A 17,999-nucleotide genomic window follows, 5' to 3' on the forward strand; every position below is an offset into this window, starting at 1 on the left:
ATATTCGCAGAATAAGTTGGAGTAATTTCCCTTTTGTAAAAAAATGCTCATGGTTATTCGATTCCGAAACCAGTTACGCCAATCCTCTCCATAATATGGACACCTTCGAGAGTGCATTTAATAGAATGGTCCGATAAGACTTGTCCTTTTTCTCATCTTTAGGCGTGTCTATCTTCTTTTTCTTATCCGCCACTAACGTGCTTTTATCGATTTTGTCATGAATAGCCTCTGTCAACTGTACCGCGAATTCCTCGCTATCTATGATCACCATCGAGTCCGTGCTTAAAACCGATGATCGTGAATCAAGGTTGAAAGAACCAACTGCACTTAGCCGTTGATCAAAGACCACCGATTTAGCATGTAAGGAATGCTTATCGGCATATTCATAAAGTCTTACCCCAGTCTTTATAATGTCGTCTCTCAAATCCAAGTATCCTGAGAAGGCCATAACATTGGGAGTGGATTTCACGGAATTGGTGAGTAGGGTCCAGTTGGCAGTCGAATTCATATTTTCTGGTACATATCCCTTCATTTCTTTTGTAGGGACAACATATGGACTCTGAATCAGGACGGACTTCTTCGCTTCCGTCGAGATATCAATAAGCGTTTGCCAGACAACGGGTTGTTTTTTGAAGCGCTCGATCGGATTGTGCAGAAAGCTCACCCGTTTTGTTGGGGTGGTGATGGCCATCCAGTTCATCGATGGTGAAACAAAATGTTCATTTTCTTGAATGGCGATTTTGTATTGACGGGTTAGCTTATCTTTTTCCTTTTTCCCTTTAGTACTCTGCCTTTTTGAAAGGTCCGAGAAGGGGTCGCTCGTGTATGGATGGTTCCATAATTCATTCATATACTTGTTCATCTGAACGATCACGTTTTCTCCAGTTGGCGTGGCATGAAAGATGATGACATCACGGTCATGGACGAAATTCTTAGGTGGTTTTTTCGCTAAATACTTATCGGCGATATTTCGCCCTCCAATGATGCCCAACCGCCCGTCCACCATCATGATTTTGTCGTGAAGCCGGTTGTTCCATGTCCAAGGCTTGAATATCTTGAACGATTCATAATACCTTAATTCAATATTTTCATGCGATGCCAAGGCGAAACGGGCATCACTCATTTTAAATCGCAGACCATGGCTAATCCCATCCAAAAGGACCCGGACCCTAACGCCCCGGTCCGCCGCATCAATAAGAGCACCGAGAATCAGCTCGGTCGACTTACCTTTTGCTATGGAATAATAGGCGATATCAATTGAATCAGTGGCTTCCTGAATCATTTGCATCCGTGCACGTCCCGATTCATACCCATTTTCCAGGAGCAACACTCGATCTGAAGAATCTCCCTTCCCCATAAAACCACTTATAACGTTAGGGGGTGCCTCCCCTTTTTTATCCAAAGGAAAATAGAACAGAACAACCGACGTAGCCACTGCATAAAGGACGTATAATAGACATACAAACAGTGCTCCTTTCACGATCTTTTTTGTCATGAAATCCCTCCCCCTAACTTTCCTAATACTATTTGTATTAAGGACTAACTCTATACTTGGATCGAAAAGAGGAATGACTAATAAAGTTCATGAAATAGTCAAATGATATCTTCATTAATATTCGTTTCATAAAGGAGTGATAGTTTGAGGAAGATAATTGGCTTCATTACGATATTGCTCTTTCTTGTAACCATGGATCCCGCACGTCATACCTTGGCTGGTGAACAGCCGCATGGTAAGAGAAAGACAGTGGACATACAAGTTCTAACCTTCAACATCCATCATGCTGTTGGAATCGATGGGGTTCTGGATATAGACCGGGTCGCGAAGACAATCGAAGGAGAACATGCCGAAATCATTGGGTTACAGGAAGTGGACAATCATTGGTCAGAGCGGAGCCTTTTCGAAGATCAAGCAAAATGGTTGGCCAAACGCTTGAATATGCATTATGCATACATGGCCAACTTGGAACGTGATCCTTTGAATCCAGGGGAACACCGACGTCAATATGGAACGGCCATATTAAGTAAGTATCCAATCCTTCATGCACAAAACCATTTCTTTAAGAAGATTAGAAATACAGAGCAGCGTGGGTTATTAGAAGCTACAATCAAAGTGAAGGGCAACCATCTTACTGTTTATAATGCACACTTGGCCTTAGCTCCGGAACAAAGACAAAAACAAGTGGATGAGGTCATCGCTATCTCCCTTGAAGCCAAAGGGCCCAAGCTCATAGTGGGCGACTTAAATGCAACTCCAGAAAGCAAGGAAATACAGAAGCTTTCCTCTTCTTTTCATGATGCGTTTGCCAATCTGAATGATGCGTATACATACTATTCCGCGGATGGCACTCCGAAAAGAATTGATTATATTTCCGCATCAAAAAACGTTAAAATATCAAATCCAAAAATCATATCCACCCTAGCTTCTGACCATCTCCCATTGACGGCTAAGATTACATTAAAAAGATAAAGTACCTTCCGCACGAAGATTGAATAAATGAATGAAAGCCAGAAATGTTGGTCTTACAACTTTTGTGCTTTTTCACTTGGGGAAAAATGATACACCATTTCCCTTGTCACCAACTTGTCAGGATTTGAATAACCCGAATCACTTTATATTATGATTTCAAAAGGTATACTAATAGGTAATAATGAACGGAAAGGAGTGTTCGTTTTGCGGGAAGGTCTTCCTTTTGGACGGTTGTTCACCAAGCAGAAAGTGAAAAACGTGAAGGTCATGTCCTACAATATCCATCATGCTGTAGGTTTGGATAGGATTTTGGATATGGAACGGATTTCCAGTATAATAGAAGACGAGGGCGCCGATATCATCGGACTCCAAGAAGTGGACAATCATTGGTCAGAACGAAGTGGCTTTGAAGATCAAGCCGATTGGTTGGCTAAGCGTCTCGACATGCATTATATCTATATGGCCAATATCGATCGTCCCCCATTTAAATCAAGAAAAAATCGCCGACAATATGGGGCAGCCATATTAAGCACATATCCAATCATTCAAGCGCAAAATTACCTTCTTACGAAAATTGGCGAATCGGAGCAACGAGGACTATTGGAAATTGCCCTCGATATAAAAGGCCATAAACTCAACATCTATAATACACACTTAGCTTTAACTGCTAACGAGCGTCACATTCAATTGAACGAAATCATCCAAATTCCAAATAGAAAAAAAGGTCACAAGGTCATCATGGGTGACTTGAATACAACACCACAAAGCACGGAATTGAAAACTCTTGCCTCTCATTTTCATGATGCATTCGCCGAACAAAACGATGCTTATACTTATGATGCTGAGGTCATCCCCAAAAGGAAAAGGAGATAAAAACATCTCAAGCGAAAGTGATTTATACTCCAGGATCTGACCATTACCCCATTATCGCCACCCTGGCTTTGGATAAGAACACCCACACTCGCCGTTCCAACTAAGGATGGCGAGTTTCATGTATTACTTACACCCCGCCACTTTTTTGTTCATCACTTATATTCCCCAGGAAACTTTGTATTCACAATAACCCCTGCCAAATGGATTATTTTTCAAAAAATAAATGTGTCTAACTTGTGAACAAGATGGATATCGTTTAATATATATATAAAGAGGGAGGAATTTCCATGATTAAGCAACCTTCAAAAGTAAGCGTTTTCAATTATGGTTTTGCATTAGGTATATCGGAAGTGTTTTTTTTAACCAGCTTCTATCTCAGCATTCTTGATGTTTCCTACTTTGCCCTAGCCTTACCGTTCTCGGCTGTATTTCTTTTAGTGTCCTTATACTTCTTTATCCGCACTGATAAAGTCGCAAAGACCTTATACAAACAGCGCGTAGAAAGAGAAGCTGTCTATTCATTTTATCATAAGTCTTTCGGAATCTTCTTAATCATATTCGCTGCATTGCTTTGCATAGCACTTGCTTATTTACCTTTTATACAACAAGGAGGACACTTCTACATTCTTTATTGCGTCCCAATGGCCGTCTTATGTTTGGTTCCTTGCATCACATCGTATAAAGGAATGAAATTGTCCAAAATCAACATTGAAAAAACACCACCCCATGTAGATATGAATTAATGTCGAATCGAATAAAGAAAGAGGATGGGTCATGTTCTTCTACAATCTAGAAGCATGTCCATCCTCTTTGCATTGAAGCCCCATCTTCGAAATGCCACATACATAAACGTCACTCTTATCCCCTAACTTCTTACAATTTCTTTAAGCAAAATAAAAAAACATGATCATGAGCCTCTCCTCCAAAAAGGAGATGACCACGATCATGCTTATATTATCTTATGATGTTTGTTTTTCCCTTTTGGCTAGATTATCTTCTGCAGGCCAAGCGCGCTTAATGAAGAATGTTAAGATTAGCGCCAATCCAGCGATGAAGGTTGCAACAAGGAAGGCGAAGTTAATGCCATCTAACATGGCTTGCATCCCAATTTGAGCTTGCATTTGACCCATCATCTCAGCTGTAGGCTTACTTGTTAACTTGCTCATGGCCGCAGTCATTAGGTCTTCACCAGACGAAGTGGCTCGGTTAGACATGACTGTCACAAGCAATGCTGTTCCGATCGCACCTGAAACTTGGCTCAGTGTGTTATTCATCGCAGTACCGTGTGGATTCATCCGGGCTGGCAACGAGTTTAACCCATTTGTCATGATTGGCATCATGGCCATGGACAATCCGAACATCCGTACAGAATACAGAACCATAATACTTCCATACGTTGTTTCCATAGTTAACTCACTAAAGTAATAAGTTGTAACAACGGTGATAAGCAAACCAACAGCAGCAAGAACGCGTGCTCCGAACTTATCAAAGAGCTTACCGGTAATTGGGGACATGAGTGCCATGATGATGGCTCCTGGAAGCATCAACAGTCCCGAATCGAACGGTGAAATGCCACGAAGCGTTTGGATATACATCGGCATCAAGATCATGGCCGAGAACATTGCCATGTTAAGGACAATGGAAATGGTCGCTGATAAAGCAAACATTGGATGTGTAAAAATCCTGAATTCAAGCATGGGTGTTTCCATTTTAAGCTGACGTACAATGAAGAGAATCAGCGAAATGGTACCGACGGCTAACGTTCCGTAAACCCAAGGACTATCCCAGCCTTTACTACCCGCTGAACTGAAGCCATACAGCAATCCACCGAAACCTAAACTAGATAGGACGACAGACAGAATATCTATTCGAATATCTACTTTTTCCTTCTTGTCTTTCAGTTTAAAGAAACCAAGAATTAGTACTAGTAAAGCAAGTGGAGTAATAAAGTGGAAAAGCATTCTCCAGTTATAATGTTCAACGATCCATCCGGATAGCGTTGGTCCGATCGCAGGGGCAGCCATCATGACTAAACCGAATAACCCCATTGCCGATCCACGCTTTTCAACAGGAAATGACGTTAAAAGAACGTTCATTAATAATGGCATCATGATGGCCGAACCAGCCGCCTGAACCATCCGTGCACCTAATAACAATGGGAATACATGTGCTACACCTGCAACAATGGTACCGATTGAGAATAGTAACATCGCTGTTAAGAACAGCTTCCGTACAGAATATTTTCTAATTAAGAAGGCTGTTGTAGGAATCATGATTCCATTCACCAGCATATATCCCGTTGCCAACCATTGGACGGTTGCCGTCTCGATTTCAAGGTCTTTTGATATGGATGGTAATGCAATATTCAAAAGAGTTGAGTTAAGTATGGATATGAATGCCCCAATCATCAAGATGGCTAAAATGCCATAAGGGGCCTTTTTTTCTATTGTTTGAGTAGTACTCACTTTTTATCTATTCCTCCATTCAAACTGTTGGTTCATTTTCTTATACGACGTGTCTAACTTTCTGCATAAAATATATAATATACTCCTCGCCCATATTTTGCAATATATATTTCATAAGGGAATATCGGGTTTGTGATGTTATTGAAAATAGTATACGATTACATTTATACAGGCATTATAATGGAAATAAGGGTGATCATATGAATGAACGAAAGCAGAATGTCATCGATACAGCTCATAAATTGTTTATTGAAAAAGGCTACCAAGCGACATCCATCCAAGATATTTTAGATGGCAGTGGCATTTCCAAAGGTACATTTTATAATTATTTCCCCTCAAAGGGAGAATTATTTATGGCCATTTTCAGTTCCTTCTATAAAAAGATCCGCTATGACCGGGAAGAACTATTGATTGGTCAGGATTTAGCGGATATTGAAATATTCATTAAACAGCTAGAAATACAAATGACGGTGAATATACAAAGTAAATTACTCGTCTTAATTGAAGAAGTACGTGTATCAAACGACGAAGAATTGAAAGAATTCATCAAGCGCATCCAATTATTAAGCATACGTTGGATGTATGGTCGTTTTATCGATATCTTTGGGGAAAGTAAAAAACCTTATTTATTGGATACCGCCATTCTCTTTAACGGAATGATGGCCCATATGAGTTATTTCAGCTTCCATGCCAAAGATACCGCTACACCAGAAATTAAAGTCATCCGCTATTGCATGAACCGGATCGTCGATTTAGTTGACGGAGTAGCCAAAAGCAAAGAACAAATACTTAATCCGGAATTAATCAATACATGGCTTCCAACCTCTAAAAATAATTTACATCAATGTCATAATGAGTTAATGAAATCCACCTTGGCCCTAAAAAAGGCAACACACAGATCGCTTCCTTGTCGAGAAGATCAATCAAAAGCAAATGAACTAATCGACTTCATTCAAGAAGAGCTGATGCAAACCAGTAAGCCACGGGTATTTTTAATAGAAAGCTTACTCCATGTTATAAAGACCCAATATGCCTCCAAGTCCAAACAAGATATGGAACTATTCGAAGAAAACGTCAACACCTGCCTGCGCTTATTGGAAAAAGAAATCTAAGGAGACAGCAAAAAACACTTTGTCATGAAGGAATTGCGCACAACTTTCATTTCTTAGGTGTTTCCTTATGGAAGAATGAAGAACCTCTTCCTCCCTTCTAGTACCCCATTTGTTGGGCACTTCTACCTTCATTTGAATAATTGGAACCATTTACCTTTTGAAACGTAGAGTTACCTAAGGTGAATAAGGGGTGAGGCGGTTGCTAAAGGTATTCATGATTATTGGTGTGGTAGGAATAAGCCTTTCAGGAATATTTATAGGGGCCTGGACAACCGGGCCTGAACAACGGGCTAATTTCCATTCGGAAACGAGTGAACATCGGCAGTTCAGATTAAACATGTCATTGTATACCGGGATTATTGGCATACTGTCATTAGGCATTGCCGGGTTGATATGGTACTTCTAGCTGAAAACGAAAAAAAGAAGGTCGCCATTGGTGACCTTCTTTGTCGTATCATTCAGCCCATTTCTCATCATCGGAAATCTGTTCTCTTTTCTTCAAATCAAAGGACTCATAATCATCGTGGAAACAAAAGTAGGAAGGCAACTCAATCATTTGTCCATTCGCTTTTTCCCAACAATCTGCAAACCATTTTGTGATGGCTTGTTTCTCTAATGTATCCAGTTCCTCATCGTTCTCCTCGTAAAAATTCCAAAAGTCATCTATTTCGTTACCCAAGACGATGGAAAATGGTACATCTTCTACAATTCCCACACTACCTGAAAAAATGCTAGAATCCTTTCCCTCATAAAAGACCTCATTAGCTACTCGATCCATGGAAAACATCGTGATGGATAAATTAAAATCATTCCGATCAGCCACGAAATCCAAGAGCTCCACTTCAGAGTAAAAGTTGTATGTTTGTACCTTTTTAAGCCTTTCGATCAAAGCATCCGAATTCGCCTCAAGGTTACCTTCTACGGACTTTATATAGTCGGCAACCGTATAACTTGAATGGACTTCTTCCTTCCCCGTTTCTTCTATAGTATTGTCAGTACTATCGGCATGGTCTGCACCATCTACTACCTCTGACTTGGCATCGTTGTCCAGGTTACAACCACCCAACAAAACAGCCCCCACTAATACGATCATGAACTTTTTCAAAACTTCCCCTCGCCTCTTTGTTTTTGCCGCCCATTTATTAAGCAGGAATTTCCATTATAACAAAAGTTTACTATTTCACCACAAGAATGTTAAAAAAGAAACGGAATCTTGAAAACCCTAGCATGCTTCATTAGGGATACGAACTAATGCAACTTGTTCCATCACCATTCAAAAACAATTTAATGCAGGAATAATTGACTATACTCACACTTTTTTAGGTAATATATACCCATTTATTAAGTTATTTTCCACGTGTTACCATATAGATACCGTGACTATTATCACCATACCTATAAGCATAAGGGGCTGAAAACATTGTCCTACCTAACCGATTTGCAATCCGAATTAACCCTGAAGAAACAACAAGTCGAAAAGTTAAAAACCTGCAAGCATGAATTAGACAGTCTACAAGGAGAATTCCTTCAGAACGAAAGAGTAGTAACGAAACCAGCGCTCTCTTCCCAAACATGGCATGGAACCTTAGCCACTGATTTTACGGAAGTTCGTGAAGACCTAGAATTAGCCTATAAAGATTTATCTCAATCTCAGTTGAATGCAGCGATAACGGCCATCGAAAACAAAATAATGAGCCTTCAATCAGAAATTACTTCATTAGAAACCAGGATTACGGCTGAAATCGAACGACTTGCTAGAGAAGAAGAAGAAAAACGAAGACAAGAAAAGCTAAGAAAGGATTGAATGGTTTGAGTCAAGAAATAAAAGTGAATGGTGAAGATGTAAAATCAGCCATCTCGAAAATGGACCGTACAATGGAATCCTTCAAAACGAAATTAACCGAAGATTTCGCAGCCGGAAATGAATTAGACGTTGTAAAAAAAATCAATGAACTAAACCATCAATTAGAAAAGATTGGCCAAACCTATAAAGAAATTTTAAAAGCTAATAACCAATCCGTACGAACGGCCATACAAGAGGTAGAACAGGTTGACCAACAGCTTTCAACTTCTATAAACGCACATTAGAATATGGAGGATACAATGAGGACACTTCATTCTCAATCTTTACATAGTGGAATAGATGGATTACTAAGCAAAGTAAAAGCCCAAAGGAAACAGGCGAATGAACTGGAGAAGGTTATTCTTGAATTTTTCAATCTCGATGATTCCTTAAAAGGAAAAGGTGGTTCAGCGATACGCTCCTTTTATCAAGATTGGCATATCCCTTTCCTTTCATTCTATGACACTTCTCTTAAAAACTATGAAGCAGTCCTGACGGCTCTTAAAGAGGCTTCTACTGAATTGGAGTCTGATTCAAACGGTTTTATCCGCCAAAGTTTTCTTGAAGGCGAACTCACGACAGGCTTAAAAAATGCACATAATGTCACGATTGATTTAGTGGATGAAGCCAACACCACCCTGGATGAGGTACGTGATATCGTTGCCATCGAAAAGCTCAATGACCAGACATTTCTCACCCATTATCAAAGGGCTACTTCTAGAATAAAGGAAACGATTGATAACTTGGGTACGTTCGATACAAGCCAAACAAAAGAACTAGCATCCGTAGAGGATGACATACAATTGATGAACAAATACCTCAATGAAATTCAAGGGATGTTCAGTGGCGGAAACTTCAACATTCAGAACTATGATGTGAATCAATTAAAGGATAAGCCGACATTTTCAGAGGTAAAAAAGCAAGTAGCTTCAGAAGATAAGATGACATTTGGACAAATGCTTACCTCTCCTTTTGCCTATATTAACGGGAAAATGAGTTTTGGCGATAATGTCTTAGTAGGGTATCAAGCGGTCTCCTCTATGTCTACTATGTTTTTGTCAAAAAAATTAAGTATTCATTACTTTGGTAGTAAACCGACACTATGGCAAAAACTAAAAGGAAACTATGAGTTTTCTGTAAAGGCAGATCCGTCTTGGACATCGAAAGGAAAACATAGTTCGAAAGTTTCTAAATGGCTCTTGGACTTTTCCAGATCCACACCTACTAACCCAGTGATGCAGAAACTACAGAAATTCGCTGCTTCTTACACAAGTCCTTCCCATATGTTAAAACATCTGGCCGGTTTCCCGAAAAACTTCGAACGATCAACCGGTAAAGATTTAGTTAAGGGAACAACTGAAAGAATAAAAACAAATGGTACAACAGGCCTATTAAGTAAAGCAGCAGGAGCTAGAGGATTAACATCTGCCGCTAAAAGGATTCCATTGGTCGGAATTCCAATATCAGCTGCTTCTAATCTCGGTGAGTTTGCTAATCCAGAAAACTCAAATAAATCCTTCTCTGAAAATGCTGGAAGATTCGCATTTGGTTTCACGACAGATATGGTTGCTATTGGTAGTGGCGCTAAAATAGGAGCTACAATAGGCAGTATTGGCGGTCCGGTGGGAATCGTTATAGGCGGTGCAGTAGGAGGCTTAGCTGGCGGTGTAGTAAGCTCTACTTTTGGTGATCAAATCAAAGATGTTGGAGGAAAAGTTGGAAAAGTTACTGGAAAGGTTATCAAAAAATCAGGTGCATTAGTTGATGACATTGGTAGTAATATTAAAAATTCGGTTTCTAGTTGGTTTAATTAAAATTAAAAAACCATATCCAAAGAATTTAATACACTTTTCTAATTCTCATCTAAATAAGAGGAATTTTAGTATTCTCAAATTTATATTCTGATTAATAGAAAGAGGAAAATAATGGTATACAACATAATTGAAGGCATAAGAGTATTATTAACAGGTTTTCTATTAACTCAACTTTCGTATGGTTTCACCATCTTTTTACTAGAAAGTACAATGACAAGTTTTTATGCTCTAGCCATTTATGAGAATCCCAGTAACCGCTATCAAAAATTTGTAAACTTTTTCATGTTCTTTCTCGTTGGTTCAGGTTATCATATTTATCTTAAACTTAGGAAATACAATTGGTTTTTAAGGAAACTTCTATTCTTAATAGCTCTTCTTTTACAAGGAATTGCTTCCGTGATTATTTATAAAATCATTTATGGGACGTTGAAGGCTATTTTTCTATAACGGCGGTTATCCACTGTATGTCTTTGCAGAAGAATAAAATTACTTAAAAGGTTTAGGAGAGTTTAAAATGAGAAAACACATTAAAAATTTTATAGCGAACGTAGCCACAGTCATATTTTTTCTCATAGCGTGTTATTTTCTGTACACTGGCTTTTTAAAATTGTGAAATTTGTATAGTAAAACCCTGCACTAATAGGTATGAGAATTTTAATAGGAAATTTCTATTCCTCATAGCCCTTCTTTTACAAGGAATTGCTTCCGTGATTATTTATAAAATCATTTATAGGACGTTGAAAGCTATTTTTCTATAACTTAAAAAGAGGAATGTCATGGTAGGCGATATAATTCAAGGCATCAGGATCTTTATAACATGTATACTCTCAACACAATTTGCATTTGGCTGTTCTATTTTCTTATTCGAAAGTGTGATGATCAACTATTATGCTATGGGAACTTATAAAAAACCCAGTACTCCGTATCAAAAATTCGTGATTTTTTTCATGTTCACTTTAATTGGTACTGGATTTCACATTTATCTAAAACTCAGGAAATACAATTGGTTTGTTAGGAAACTTCTATTCCTAATAGCGCTTCTTTTACAAGGAATTGCTTCCGTGATTATTTATAAAATCAGTTATGGGATGTTGAAAGCTATTTTTCTATAGTTTTAGAAAGAGGATAAAATGTCACCAGGAACATCTGAAATAATTAGCAATTTAATTGGATACATACTCTCCATTCAACTTATGTTTGGTTTTTTAATCTTTTTATTAGAAAGTACTATGACGAATTATTATGCTCTAGCAACCTATGAAAAACCTAATAATTTCTTCCATAAGTTCGCAAACCTTTTCATGCTTGTTACCGTGGGTACCGGTTATCACATTTATCTTAAACTTAGAAATCATAAATGGTTGGTAAGAAAGGTTTTATTTCTTATTGCTCTTGTTTTACAAGCACTGGTGTCCGTTATTATTTATATAGCCTTGCTTCGTATTCTAGAAGCAATAATTCTTATATAAATATATTTCATAACACAATTTATAGGATAGCATGTGATTTTCTATACAATTACTTTTATAGTTTGTATAGTAAACCTCCTAAATTCAGGAGGTAACAACTGGTTTATTTTTTATACCTAGAAAGAGGAGAACCATGATATATAGCATAATAGAAGGTATAAGACTTTTATTATTATGTATTCTTATAACGCAATTTGCTTACAGTCTCTCCATTTTTTTATTAGAAAGAGCAATGATTAATTTTTACACGATAGGGACTTACGAAGAACCTTCTACCCTTTTTCAAAAGTCCATTAATTTTATTATGTTCACTTTAACCGGGATTGGATACAACCTTTACCTTAAAATCAGCAAATACAATTGGGTTATTCGGAAAATCTTATTTTTAATCGCCCTTATTTCACAAGGAATTGCTTCTATTATTATTTATCACATCATTTATTATAGGACGTTGAAAGCTATTTTTCTATAAGGGTTACATTCCATTTTTTTGAAAGAGGACAATAATGACATACAGTACAATTGAATGGATAGGAATTTTATTACTATATCTCCTCTCAATCCAATGGGGATCTAGCTTTGTAATCTTCTTATTCGAAAGCGCCATGATCAGGTACTATTATATTTTAGGAACTTATGAGAAACCCAGTAACCTTTATCAAAAAACCGTGAACTTTTGCATGTATGCCATGATGGGTGCCGGCTTTTATATTTATCTCAGACTTCGTAAATACAATTGGTTTGTTCGAAAATTTTTCTTCCTTATCGCTCTTATTATACAAGGAATTGCTTCCATTATTATTTACAAGATCATTTATGGGACAGTGAAAGCTATCTTTCTATAACTTATCAAAAAGCGGATACATAACCATAGTTCTTAAAAGGACGTGACATCATAATGAATCATTTGTTAACCTGTACGACTGAAGAATTAGCCTTGATGGTGAGTGTTGCCGGACATCATGAAATCGCAAAAGGTATTGCCGAAACGGCTATTGGGGATAAGTCCGAAAAAGAGTGGTTGACCATTCTTGAAGTGACGAAAAATCAATTGATCATGAAAAACATGTGGAGTGAGGAGCAAGAATCTCGGGAAGAAGTACCATTAACGCAGGAAACTCAGCGTTTCATCGAAAAGTATATTGGCTCAAAACGAATGATTCGCTGCTCCAATTTCCCTCAAAAGTCCGTATTAATGCTTCATCACTTTGAAGAGGATGAATGGCTTTTCCATTTGATCGATCGAGATATCATTCATGAATTCGCGATTATCCCCTCTTCTGAAATCCAGATGATTATTAGAGAATATTATGGAATCTCCTTTGACAAATATCAAGGTGAGGAAGCTTTCTCTCTGACCGAGCAAGCATTTGATTGGTTAAGTAATCCTAAAAAAGTTGATAAAGTACGGAAGAAGTCCAAGTTTACCCAGCAAGAAGAAGACAGTTTCTACTTATTCTCTGATGACCTGCGCACTTATGACTGGACTCTGTTCAACATTTCCAACTTTAGTTTAACGAGTTATGAAGAAGAAGCATACTTAGAGAACATTCTATTCTTTTTACCCTCTGATCGTGGAATATGGCTTGCAGAATATACGGATGATCCAAAAACCCCTGTACATATCCATTTAGCCAACCATGATGAATGGGAAGCCACATTATCTGGCATAGGTGACTTGGCCGCCTATCAGGGACAATCAATATAAAAAAGTTAATAGATTGAGTAAAGCGGAGGGGCCATTTCAATAGAGATTGGCCTTTCGTTTTGAAAAGAGGCAGATTATGTGCACGACATCATTCAAGGTATAAGAATTTTATTATTATGTATTCTTTCAGGACAACTGATGTATGGATTCTTAATTGTCTTGTTCGAAGAAACCATGACCAACTTCTATGCTTTAGGTATTTATGAGCCGCCCAATAATCTTTTTCAAAAAATAACGAATCTCTTCATGTTGATAACGATTGGCTCAGGCTATCATATTTATCTTAGACTTAGAAATTACAGCTGGCTTGTTCGAAAATTATTATTCCTGGTTGCCCTGTTTTTACAGGCAATCGCTTCTGTTCTGATTTATAAAACCATTTATGGGGTTTTGAAAGTTATATTTTTATAAGTACCGTTCATGTTAGGGAGAAGATGAGAATGGCATACAGCATTATAGAAGAGATAAGAAATTTATTAGCAGGTTATCTAACCATACAACTTACCTATGGCTTCTGTATTTTTTATTAGAAGGAACGATGACCAGCTTTTACGCTTTAGCCATCTATGAAAAACCTAGTAGCCCTTATCAAAAATTCATAAACTTATTCATGTTCCTTCTCGTTGGTTCCGGTTACTACATTTATCTAAGGCTTAGCAAATATAGTTGGTTTGTTCGAAAGTTTTTGTTTCTAATCGCCCTTATTTTACAGTTACTTGCTTCCCTTATGATTTATTATGCTATTTATGGGATGTTGAAGGTTATTTTTTTATAGCTTATCAGAATGTGATTTTAGCTATGCATAACAGATTTCCTATCAGGGACAATTAAAATAAAGAAAAACAAAGGACCAATTTCAATAGAAGATTGGTCCTTCATTATATACAGATATTAAAAAGCCTGATTCATAAGGCCAATCTAACAGAGACTCTTCAATTCATTGGTTAATCTTATAAATTCCTGCTTATCACGGGTTTCCAACGAATGATCGATTTCTTTTTCGATTTGAGTTTTCCGGTAATCACTGAGGGCCTTGATAAGTACCATTTCTGCCAACGTTTCCATCATCTCAGGTTCTAGTGGTGTTATAGGCAATTGCTTCTCCATTCGAAACCAACTCCTTCACCTTTTTTCTATTATATTGGACAACTTGAAAATTAGTATCATTCTTTATGTTTTCTTAAAAATATACATTAGTAGTAAGACATCGTTTTTTGTGAACCGTTCCCCTCTCCCTTCTCTTACTCTCATGATTAACTGGATTTGACTTTTCTATACATGAAAATAAAAAAAATCCTACCCTTCTATTATTAAATAAGAAGAGTAAGATTTTATGATATGAGCTATTTCCTCCTGAGTTTTAGTAACCCCCAAGATAACAAGCCTGTAATTCCTACAAAGATTAAGTCAATAAGTATCCATTCAGAATCAATCCTATTATAATGGTAATCCTCGTCGTGAAAATAAGTGAAATTCCACCAATAGAAAAGCACGGATATGCTTATATGAATGATGGGTCCTACTATAATTTTCTTTGTAACCAATGCTGATCCTGTTCCTATTACAACAGCAATCGGGAGGATAAACACTTCTAAGACGTAAGGATTAAACCAAGTTGATGCACTTATCATTCTAATCCTCCTCTAATGAGTAGCTTGTTTCTGTTTCAATTTCTTCCACCGGGAATAGATATCCAAACACGAAATCAATAGAATCAGCCATAGGAAAGGACTATCAAAAGCAATTCCCGAACTGGATTGGCCTCCGAGAATGGTCAACAAAGCTAGTAATGAGAGTAAATAAAAGAGGGAAAGCACTTGCCACTGAAGCCATTCCCTAGGACTCCCATCACTGAATCTCTTAAATAAAAAACTGATCACATATATGAGGAACATCAGCCATAGGAAAATACCATCTGGAATCACCCATACAAACGATAGATTCGGGAAATAATCCAGCACAATGACTGGGGTAAAAATAATAAGCATGATTATTTGTAATATCTTCATTTTGCCCCCCGCTATTTCGGTTGCACCCTCTTTCAATCAACTATCCCGGTGATCCATTTTCTTATTAATGGACCGGAGTTCATCTTCAATCCGTGTGAGCCTACTATCTATATCCGATTGATTATGATTCTTGCCTGAATTCTTAAGCAGCCTACTGATAAACGCAGAAAATGAGACGAAGAATAAAACGATAAGTGCAAATACGATGATCATCAAAATAATTCCTGGTACCCCAATATTACTCATTAAAACAGCTCCCTTCACTATCCATTTTATACCAAGATGATAGTGGAATCATACCTCATTATGCTAATAACAATATGCCCTTTTACTAGAATAGTTTAATTCGACGTTCGTTTGCATTAATTCAACATTCAGCCTCATTAATTCAACATTCGTGGCAATAATTCAACATTCACACCATTAATTCAACATTCACTACAAAACAAAGCCGATAGCCACTTGCCGCTATCGGCTTTCTATCATTCTTTTAATAATCTCCGTAATACCTTGCCTGAACTGGTTGTTGGCAAGCTATCTCGGAATTCAACGTAGCGGGGATATTTATAGGACGCCATCCTGTTTCTTGACCAATCGACGATCTCCTCCTCGCTGATTTTCCCTTTGTACTCCGGTTTCAAAACGATGAAGGCTTTCACGCTTTCGCCCCTGATCCCATCTGGCACACCAACTGCGGCAACTTGTAAAATCGCTTCATGGTCTTTCATCAAGACTTCCACATCTTCTGGAAAAATGCTGTATCCGGAGGATTTAATCATCTCTTTCGTACGGCCAAGAAAATGCAGATAACCTTCCTCATCCAGCATTCCAATGTCACCTGTATGGACCCAGCCATTTTTTAATGTTTCGGCTGTCGCGTCTGGCCTATTCAAATATCCTTTGAATACGCCAGGGTTCTTCAACACGATTTCCCCTCGTTTACCCGGCCGTAAATCTTCTCCTGTTTCGATGTCAACGATGCAAATTTCGGTATCGAATGTCGGAATGCCACAAGTACCAAACTTGATTTTATCAATCGGCATGAATGTATCACATGTATGCGTTTCACTTAACCCATACGAGGCTTCATACAAAAGACAACCATCGGTCAATTCCCCCCATGCCTTTGCAAGCTTTTCATCGACCGGAATGCCAAAACTAGTCGCGAAATTCAATTCAAGTGAAGTTAAGTCTCTTCCTTCGATACCGTGAGTATTCAAGATGGCTACATTCATAGGGGCGACCGTATATAATTTATTCACTTTATACGTCTCTATGGCACTGATTGCCGCCTCTGGCTCAAACCTTGTCAATGCCACACACATGCAGGCACTATATATAGGAATATTGACGCCCATCACCATCCCGGCAATATGGCAAAATGGAGCGCCTGCCAGCGTTTTGTCGCTGTGCGTGATGAAAGAACTCTGAGCAGTCGCTGCCGTTTTGAACAACGCGTTCCCATATGTAAGCATCGCCGCTTTCGGCCTCCCCGTCGTACCCGAAGTGAAGACCATCAAGGCCACATCTTCCCATATATTCACTTCTTCCACTTCTTTTAGAACCTCATTCGTATAGAGAATTTCAAGAAGATCAAACGTTCCTTCCATTGTCACTTTCTCCGCCAAAAACTCGACTGGCAACGGCAAAGTGGGAGATTCCGAAAGAAAGTCAGCGTAATGGGTGGTGATGATAAATTGTAAAGATTTTGCCTTGCCTTTCACCGCTTCCATAGTTGGATATAACTCCTGGCCGGCAATCACGGCCTTTATATCCGCCTCATTGATCAAATATTCCAGTTCCGCTTCTTTATACATCGGATTCAAGGGAACCACTATAGCACCAAGCATTTGGATGGCGTAATGTCCAATGAGGTATTGCGGACAATTCTGCATGAACAAAGCGATCCGGTCACCCTTACCCACACCTTGGTCTTTGAGAAACTGGGCAAGCCTCCCCGTGTCATCCTGAAGCTGGCTCCAAGTCAGATTGTTCCCATAGTACACATACGCCGTTTCCTCCGGACGTTCCTTCGCATTATCCATCAAGTACTCATGAAGCGGCTTTTCCCCTAAGCGGTAATGCAAGGTTTCCAAAACACCTTTTGGCCAGCTTTTCTTAGTCATTGATTTCACGATCCATTCCTCCTATTAAAAGAATCACAAATGGTTGGAAGCGTTATCATATTTTTGCAATGGACCTAGTTGAGGAACAAACGGATGAGATGTAGAGAAGCGTC

The 17,999-nt window shown here is 38.4% G+C and carries 19 protein-coding genes; 11 read left to right on the forward strand and 8 right to left on the reverse strand.

What is annotated here, in order from left to right; translation table 11 throughout:
• Window positions 1-73 precede the first annotated feature (73 nt).
• Window positions 74-1,495 (reverse strand): phospholipase D-like domain-containing protein, encoded by a 1,422-nt coding sequence (locus ACIQXU_RS03800; protein ID WP_402986790.1) that lies wholly within the window; start codon window positions 1,493-1,495, stop codon window positions 74-76.
• Between the two features lie 144 nt (window positions 1,496-1,639).
• Between ACIQXU_RS03800 and ACIQXU_RS03805 the strand changes: the two genes are divergently transcribed.
• The 3 genes from ACIQXU_RS03805 to ACIQXU_RS03815 all read left to right on the forward strand — a co-directional run bounded on the left by ACIQXU_RS03805 (window position 1,640) and on the right by ACIQXU_RS03815 (window position 4,083).
• Window positions 1,640-2,467: an endonuclease/exonuclease/phosphatase family protein gene (locus ACIQXU_RS03805; protein WP_402986792.1), complete on the forward strand. Its 828-nt coding sequence runs from the start codon at window positions 1,640-1,642 to the stop codon at window positions 2,465-2,467.
• A gap of 204 nt (window positions 2,468-2,671) precedes the next feature.
• On the forward strand, window positions 2,672-3,340 hold the full coding sequence (locus ACIQXU_RS03810) for an endonuclease/exonuclease/phosphatase family protein (RefSeq protein ID WP_402986794.1): 669 nt from the start codon (window positions 2,672-2,674) through the stop codon (window positions 3,338-3,340).
• A 287-nt stretch (window positions 3,341-3,627) separates the two neighbouring features.
• On the forward strand, window positions 3,628-4,083 hold the full coding sequence (locus tag ACIQXU_RS03815) for a hypothetical protein (protein WP_402873753.1): 456 nt from the start codon (window positions 3,628-3,630) through the stop codon (window positions 4,081-4,083).
• Window positions 4,084-4,299: 216 nt separating this feature from the next.
• Here the strand turns inward: ACIQXU_RS03815 and ACIQXU_RS03820 are convergent, their stop codons facing one another.
• Entirely contained in the window at window positions 4,300-5,748 is a 1,449-nt protein-coding gene (locus ACIQXU_RS03820; RefSeq protein WP_402987375.1) for a DHA2 family efflux MFS transporter permease subunit, read from the reverse strand.
• Between the two features lie 257 nt (window positions 5,749-6,005).
• On the opposite strand from ACIQXU_RS03820, the gene ACIQXU_RS03825 reads away from it, so the two are divergent.
• Together ACIQXU_RS03825 and ACIQXU_RS03830 are read left to right on the forward strand one after the other, a co-directional pair.
• Window positions 6,006-6,917 carry a TetR/AcrR family transcriptional regulator gene (locus ACIQXU_RS03825; protein WP_402986796.1) on the forward strand — a complete coding sequence of 304 codons (912 nt, stop codon included), beginning with the start codon at window positions 6,006-6,008 and terminating at the stop codon, window positions 6,915-6,917.
• A gap of 199 nt (window positions 6,918-7,116) precedes the next feature.
• Entirely contained in the window at window positions 7,117-7,323 is a 207-nt protein-coding gene (locus ACIQXU_RS03830) for a DUF5316 family protein (RefSeq protein ID WP_402986798.1), read from the forward strand.
• Between the two features lie 48 nt (window positions 7,324-7,371).
• On the opposite strand, the gene ACIQXU_RS03835 is transcribed toward ACIQXU_RS03830, so the two are convergent.
• Window positions 7,372-8,022 carry a hypothetical protein gene (locus ACIQXU_RS03835; RefSeq protein ID WP_402986799.1) on the reverse strand — a complete coding sequence of 217 codons (651 nt, stop codon included), beginning with the start codon at window positions 8,020-8,022 and terminating at the stop codon, window positions 7,372-7,374.
• 315 nt (window positions 8,023-8,337) lie between these two features.
• On the opposite strand from ACIQXU_RS03835, the gene ACIQXU_RS03840 reads away from it, so the two are divergent.
• The 6 genes from ACIQXU_RS03840 to ACIQXU_RS03865 all read left to right on the forward strand — a co-directional run bounded on the left by ACIQXU_RS03840 (window position 8,338) and on the right by ACIQXU_RS03865 (window position 14,162).
• Window positions 8,338-8,721, forward strand: coding sequence for a YwqH-like family protein (locus ACIQXU_RS03840; RefSeq protein WP_402957963.1), 384 nt, complete (start codon window positions 8,338-8,340; stop codon window positions 8,719-8,721).
• Between the two features lie 5 nt (window positions 8,722-8,726).
• Window positions 8,727-9,005 (forward strand): DUF5344 family protein, encoded by a 279-nt coding sequence (locus ACIQXU_RS03845; protein WP_402957965.1) that lies wholly within the window; start codon window positions 8,727-8,729, stop codon window positions 9,003-9,005.
• A gap of 15 nt (window positions 9,006-9,020) precedes the next feature.
• Window positions 9,021-10,574 (forward strand): ribonuclease YeeF family protein, encoded by a 1,554-nt coding sequence (locus tag ACIQXU_RS03850; protein ID WP_402986801.1) that lies wholly within the window; start codon window positions 9,021-9,023, stop codon window positions 10,572-10,574.
• Window positions 10,575-10,685: 111 nt separating this feature from the next.
• A complete protein-coding gene (locus ACIQXU_RS03855; protein ID WP_402957969.1) occupies window positions 10,686-11,021 on the forward strand; it encodes a hypothetical protein in 336 nt (111 codons plus the stop codon).
• Window positions 11,022-12,941: 1,920 nt separating this feature from the next.
• The gene (locus tag ACIQXU_RS03860; RefSeq protein ID WP_402957973.1) at window positions 12,942-13,751 is read left to right on the forward strand and encodes a hypothetical protein; all 810 of its coding nucleotides are present in this window, start codon (window positions 12,942-12,944) and stop codon (window positions 13,749-13,751) included.
• Between the two features lie 78 nt (window positions 13,752-13,829).
• Complete coding sequence (locus ACIQXU_RS03865) at window positions 13,830-14,162, forward strand: hypothetical protein (protein WP_402986802.1); 333 nt, start codon at window positions 13,830-13,832, stop codon at window positions 14,160-14,162.
• 507 nt (window positions 14,163-14,669) lie between these two features.
• Here the strand turns inward: ACIQXU_RS03865 and ACIQXU_RS03870 are convergent.
• The 5 genes from ACIQXU_RS03870 to ACIQXU_RS03890 form a co-directional block, all read right to left on the reverse strand.
• Window positions 14,670-14,858: an IDEAL domain-containing protein gene (locus ACIQXU_RS03870; protein WP_402873721.1), complete on the reverse strand. Its 189-nt coding sequence runs from the start codon at window positions 14,856-14,858 to the stop codon at window positions 14,670-14,672.
• A 236-nt stretch (window positions 14,859-15,094) separates the two neighbouring features.
• Entirely contained in the window at window positions 15,095-15,382 is a 288-nt protein-coding gene (locus tag ACIQXU_RS03875; protein ID WP_402986804.1) for a hypothetical protein, read from the reverse strand.
• 12 nt (window positions 15,383-15,394) lie between these two features.
• The gene (locus tag ACIQXU_RS03880) at window positions 15,395-15,760 is read right to left on the reverse strand and encodes a hypothetical protein (RefSeq protein ID WP_402986806.1); all 366 of its coding nucleotides are present in this window, start codon (window positions 15,758-15,760) and stop codon (window positions 15,395-15,397) included.
• 36 nt (window positions 15,761-15,796) lie between these two features.
• Complete coding sequence (locus ACIQXU_RS03885) at window positions 15,797-16,006, reverse strand: DUF4083 family protein (RefSeq protein WP_402873710.1); 210 nt, start codon at window positions 16,004-16,006, stop codon at window positions 15,797-15,799.
• A gap of 236 nt (window positions 16,007-16,242) precedes the next feature.
• Window positions 16,243-17,886, reverse strand: a complete 1,644-nt coding sequence (locus ACIQXU_RS03890; RefSeq protein WP_402987378.1) for an AMP-binding protein — start codon at window positions 17,884-17,886, stop codon at window positions 16,243-16,245.
• Window positions 17,887-17,999 lie beyond the last annotated feature (113 nt).

The sequence above is a fragment of the Peribacillus sp. NPDC097284 genome (assembly GCF_044761765.1).
Classification (GTDB): domain Bacteria; phylum Bacillota; class Bacilli; order Bacillales; family DSM-1321; genus Peribacillus.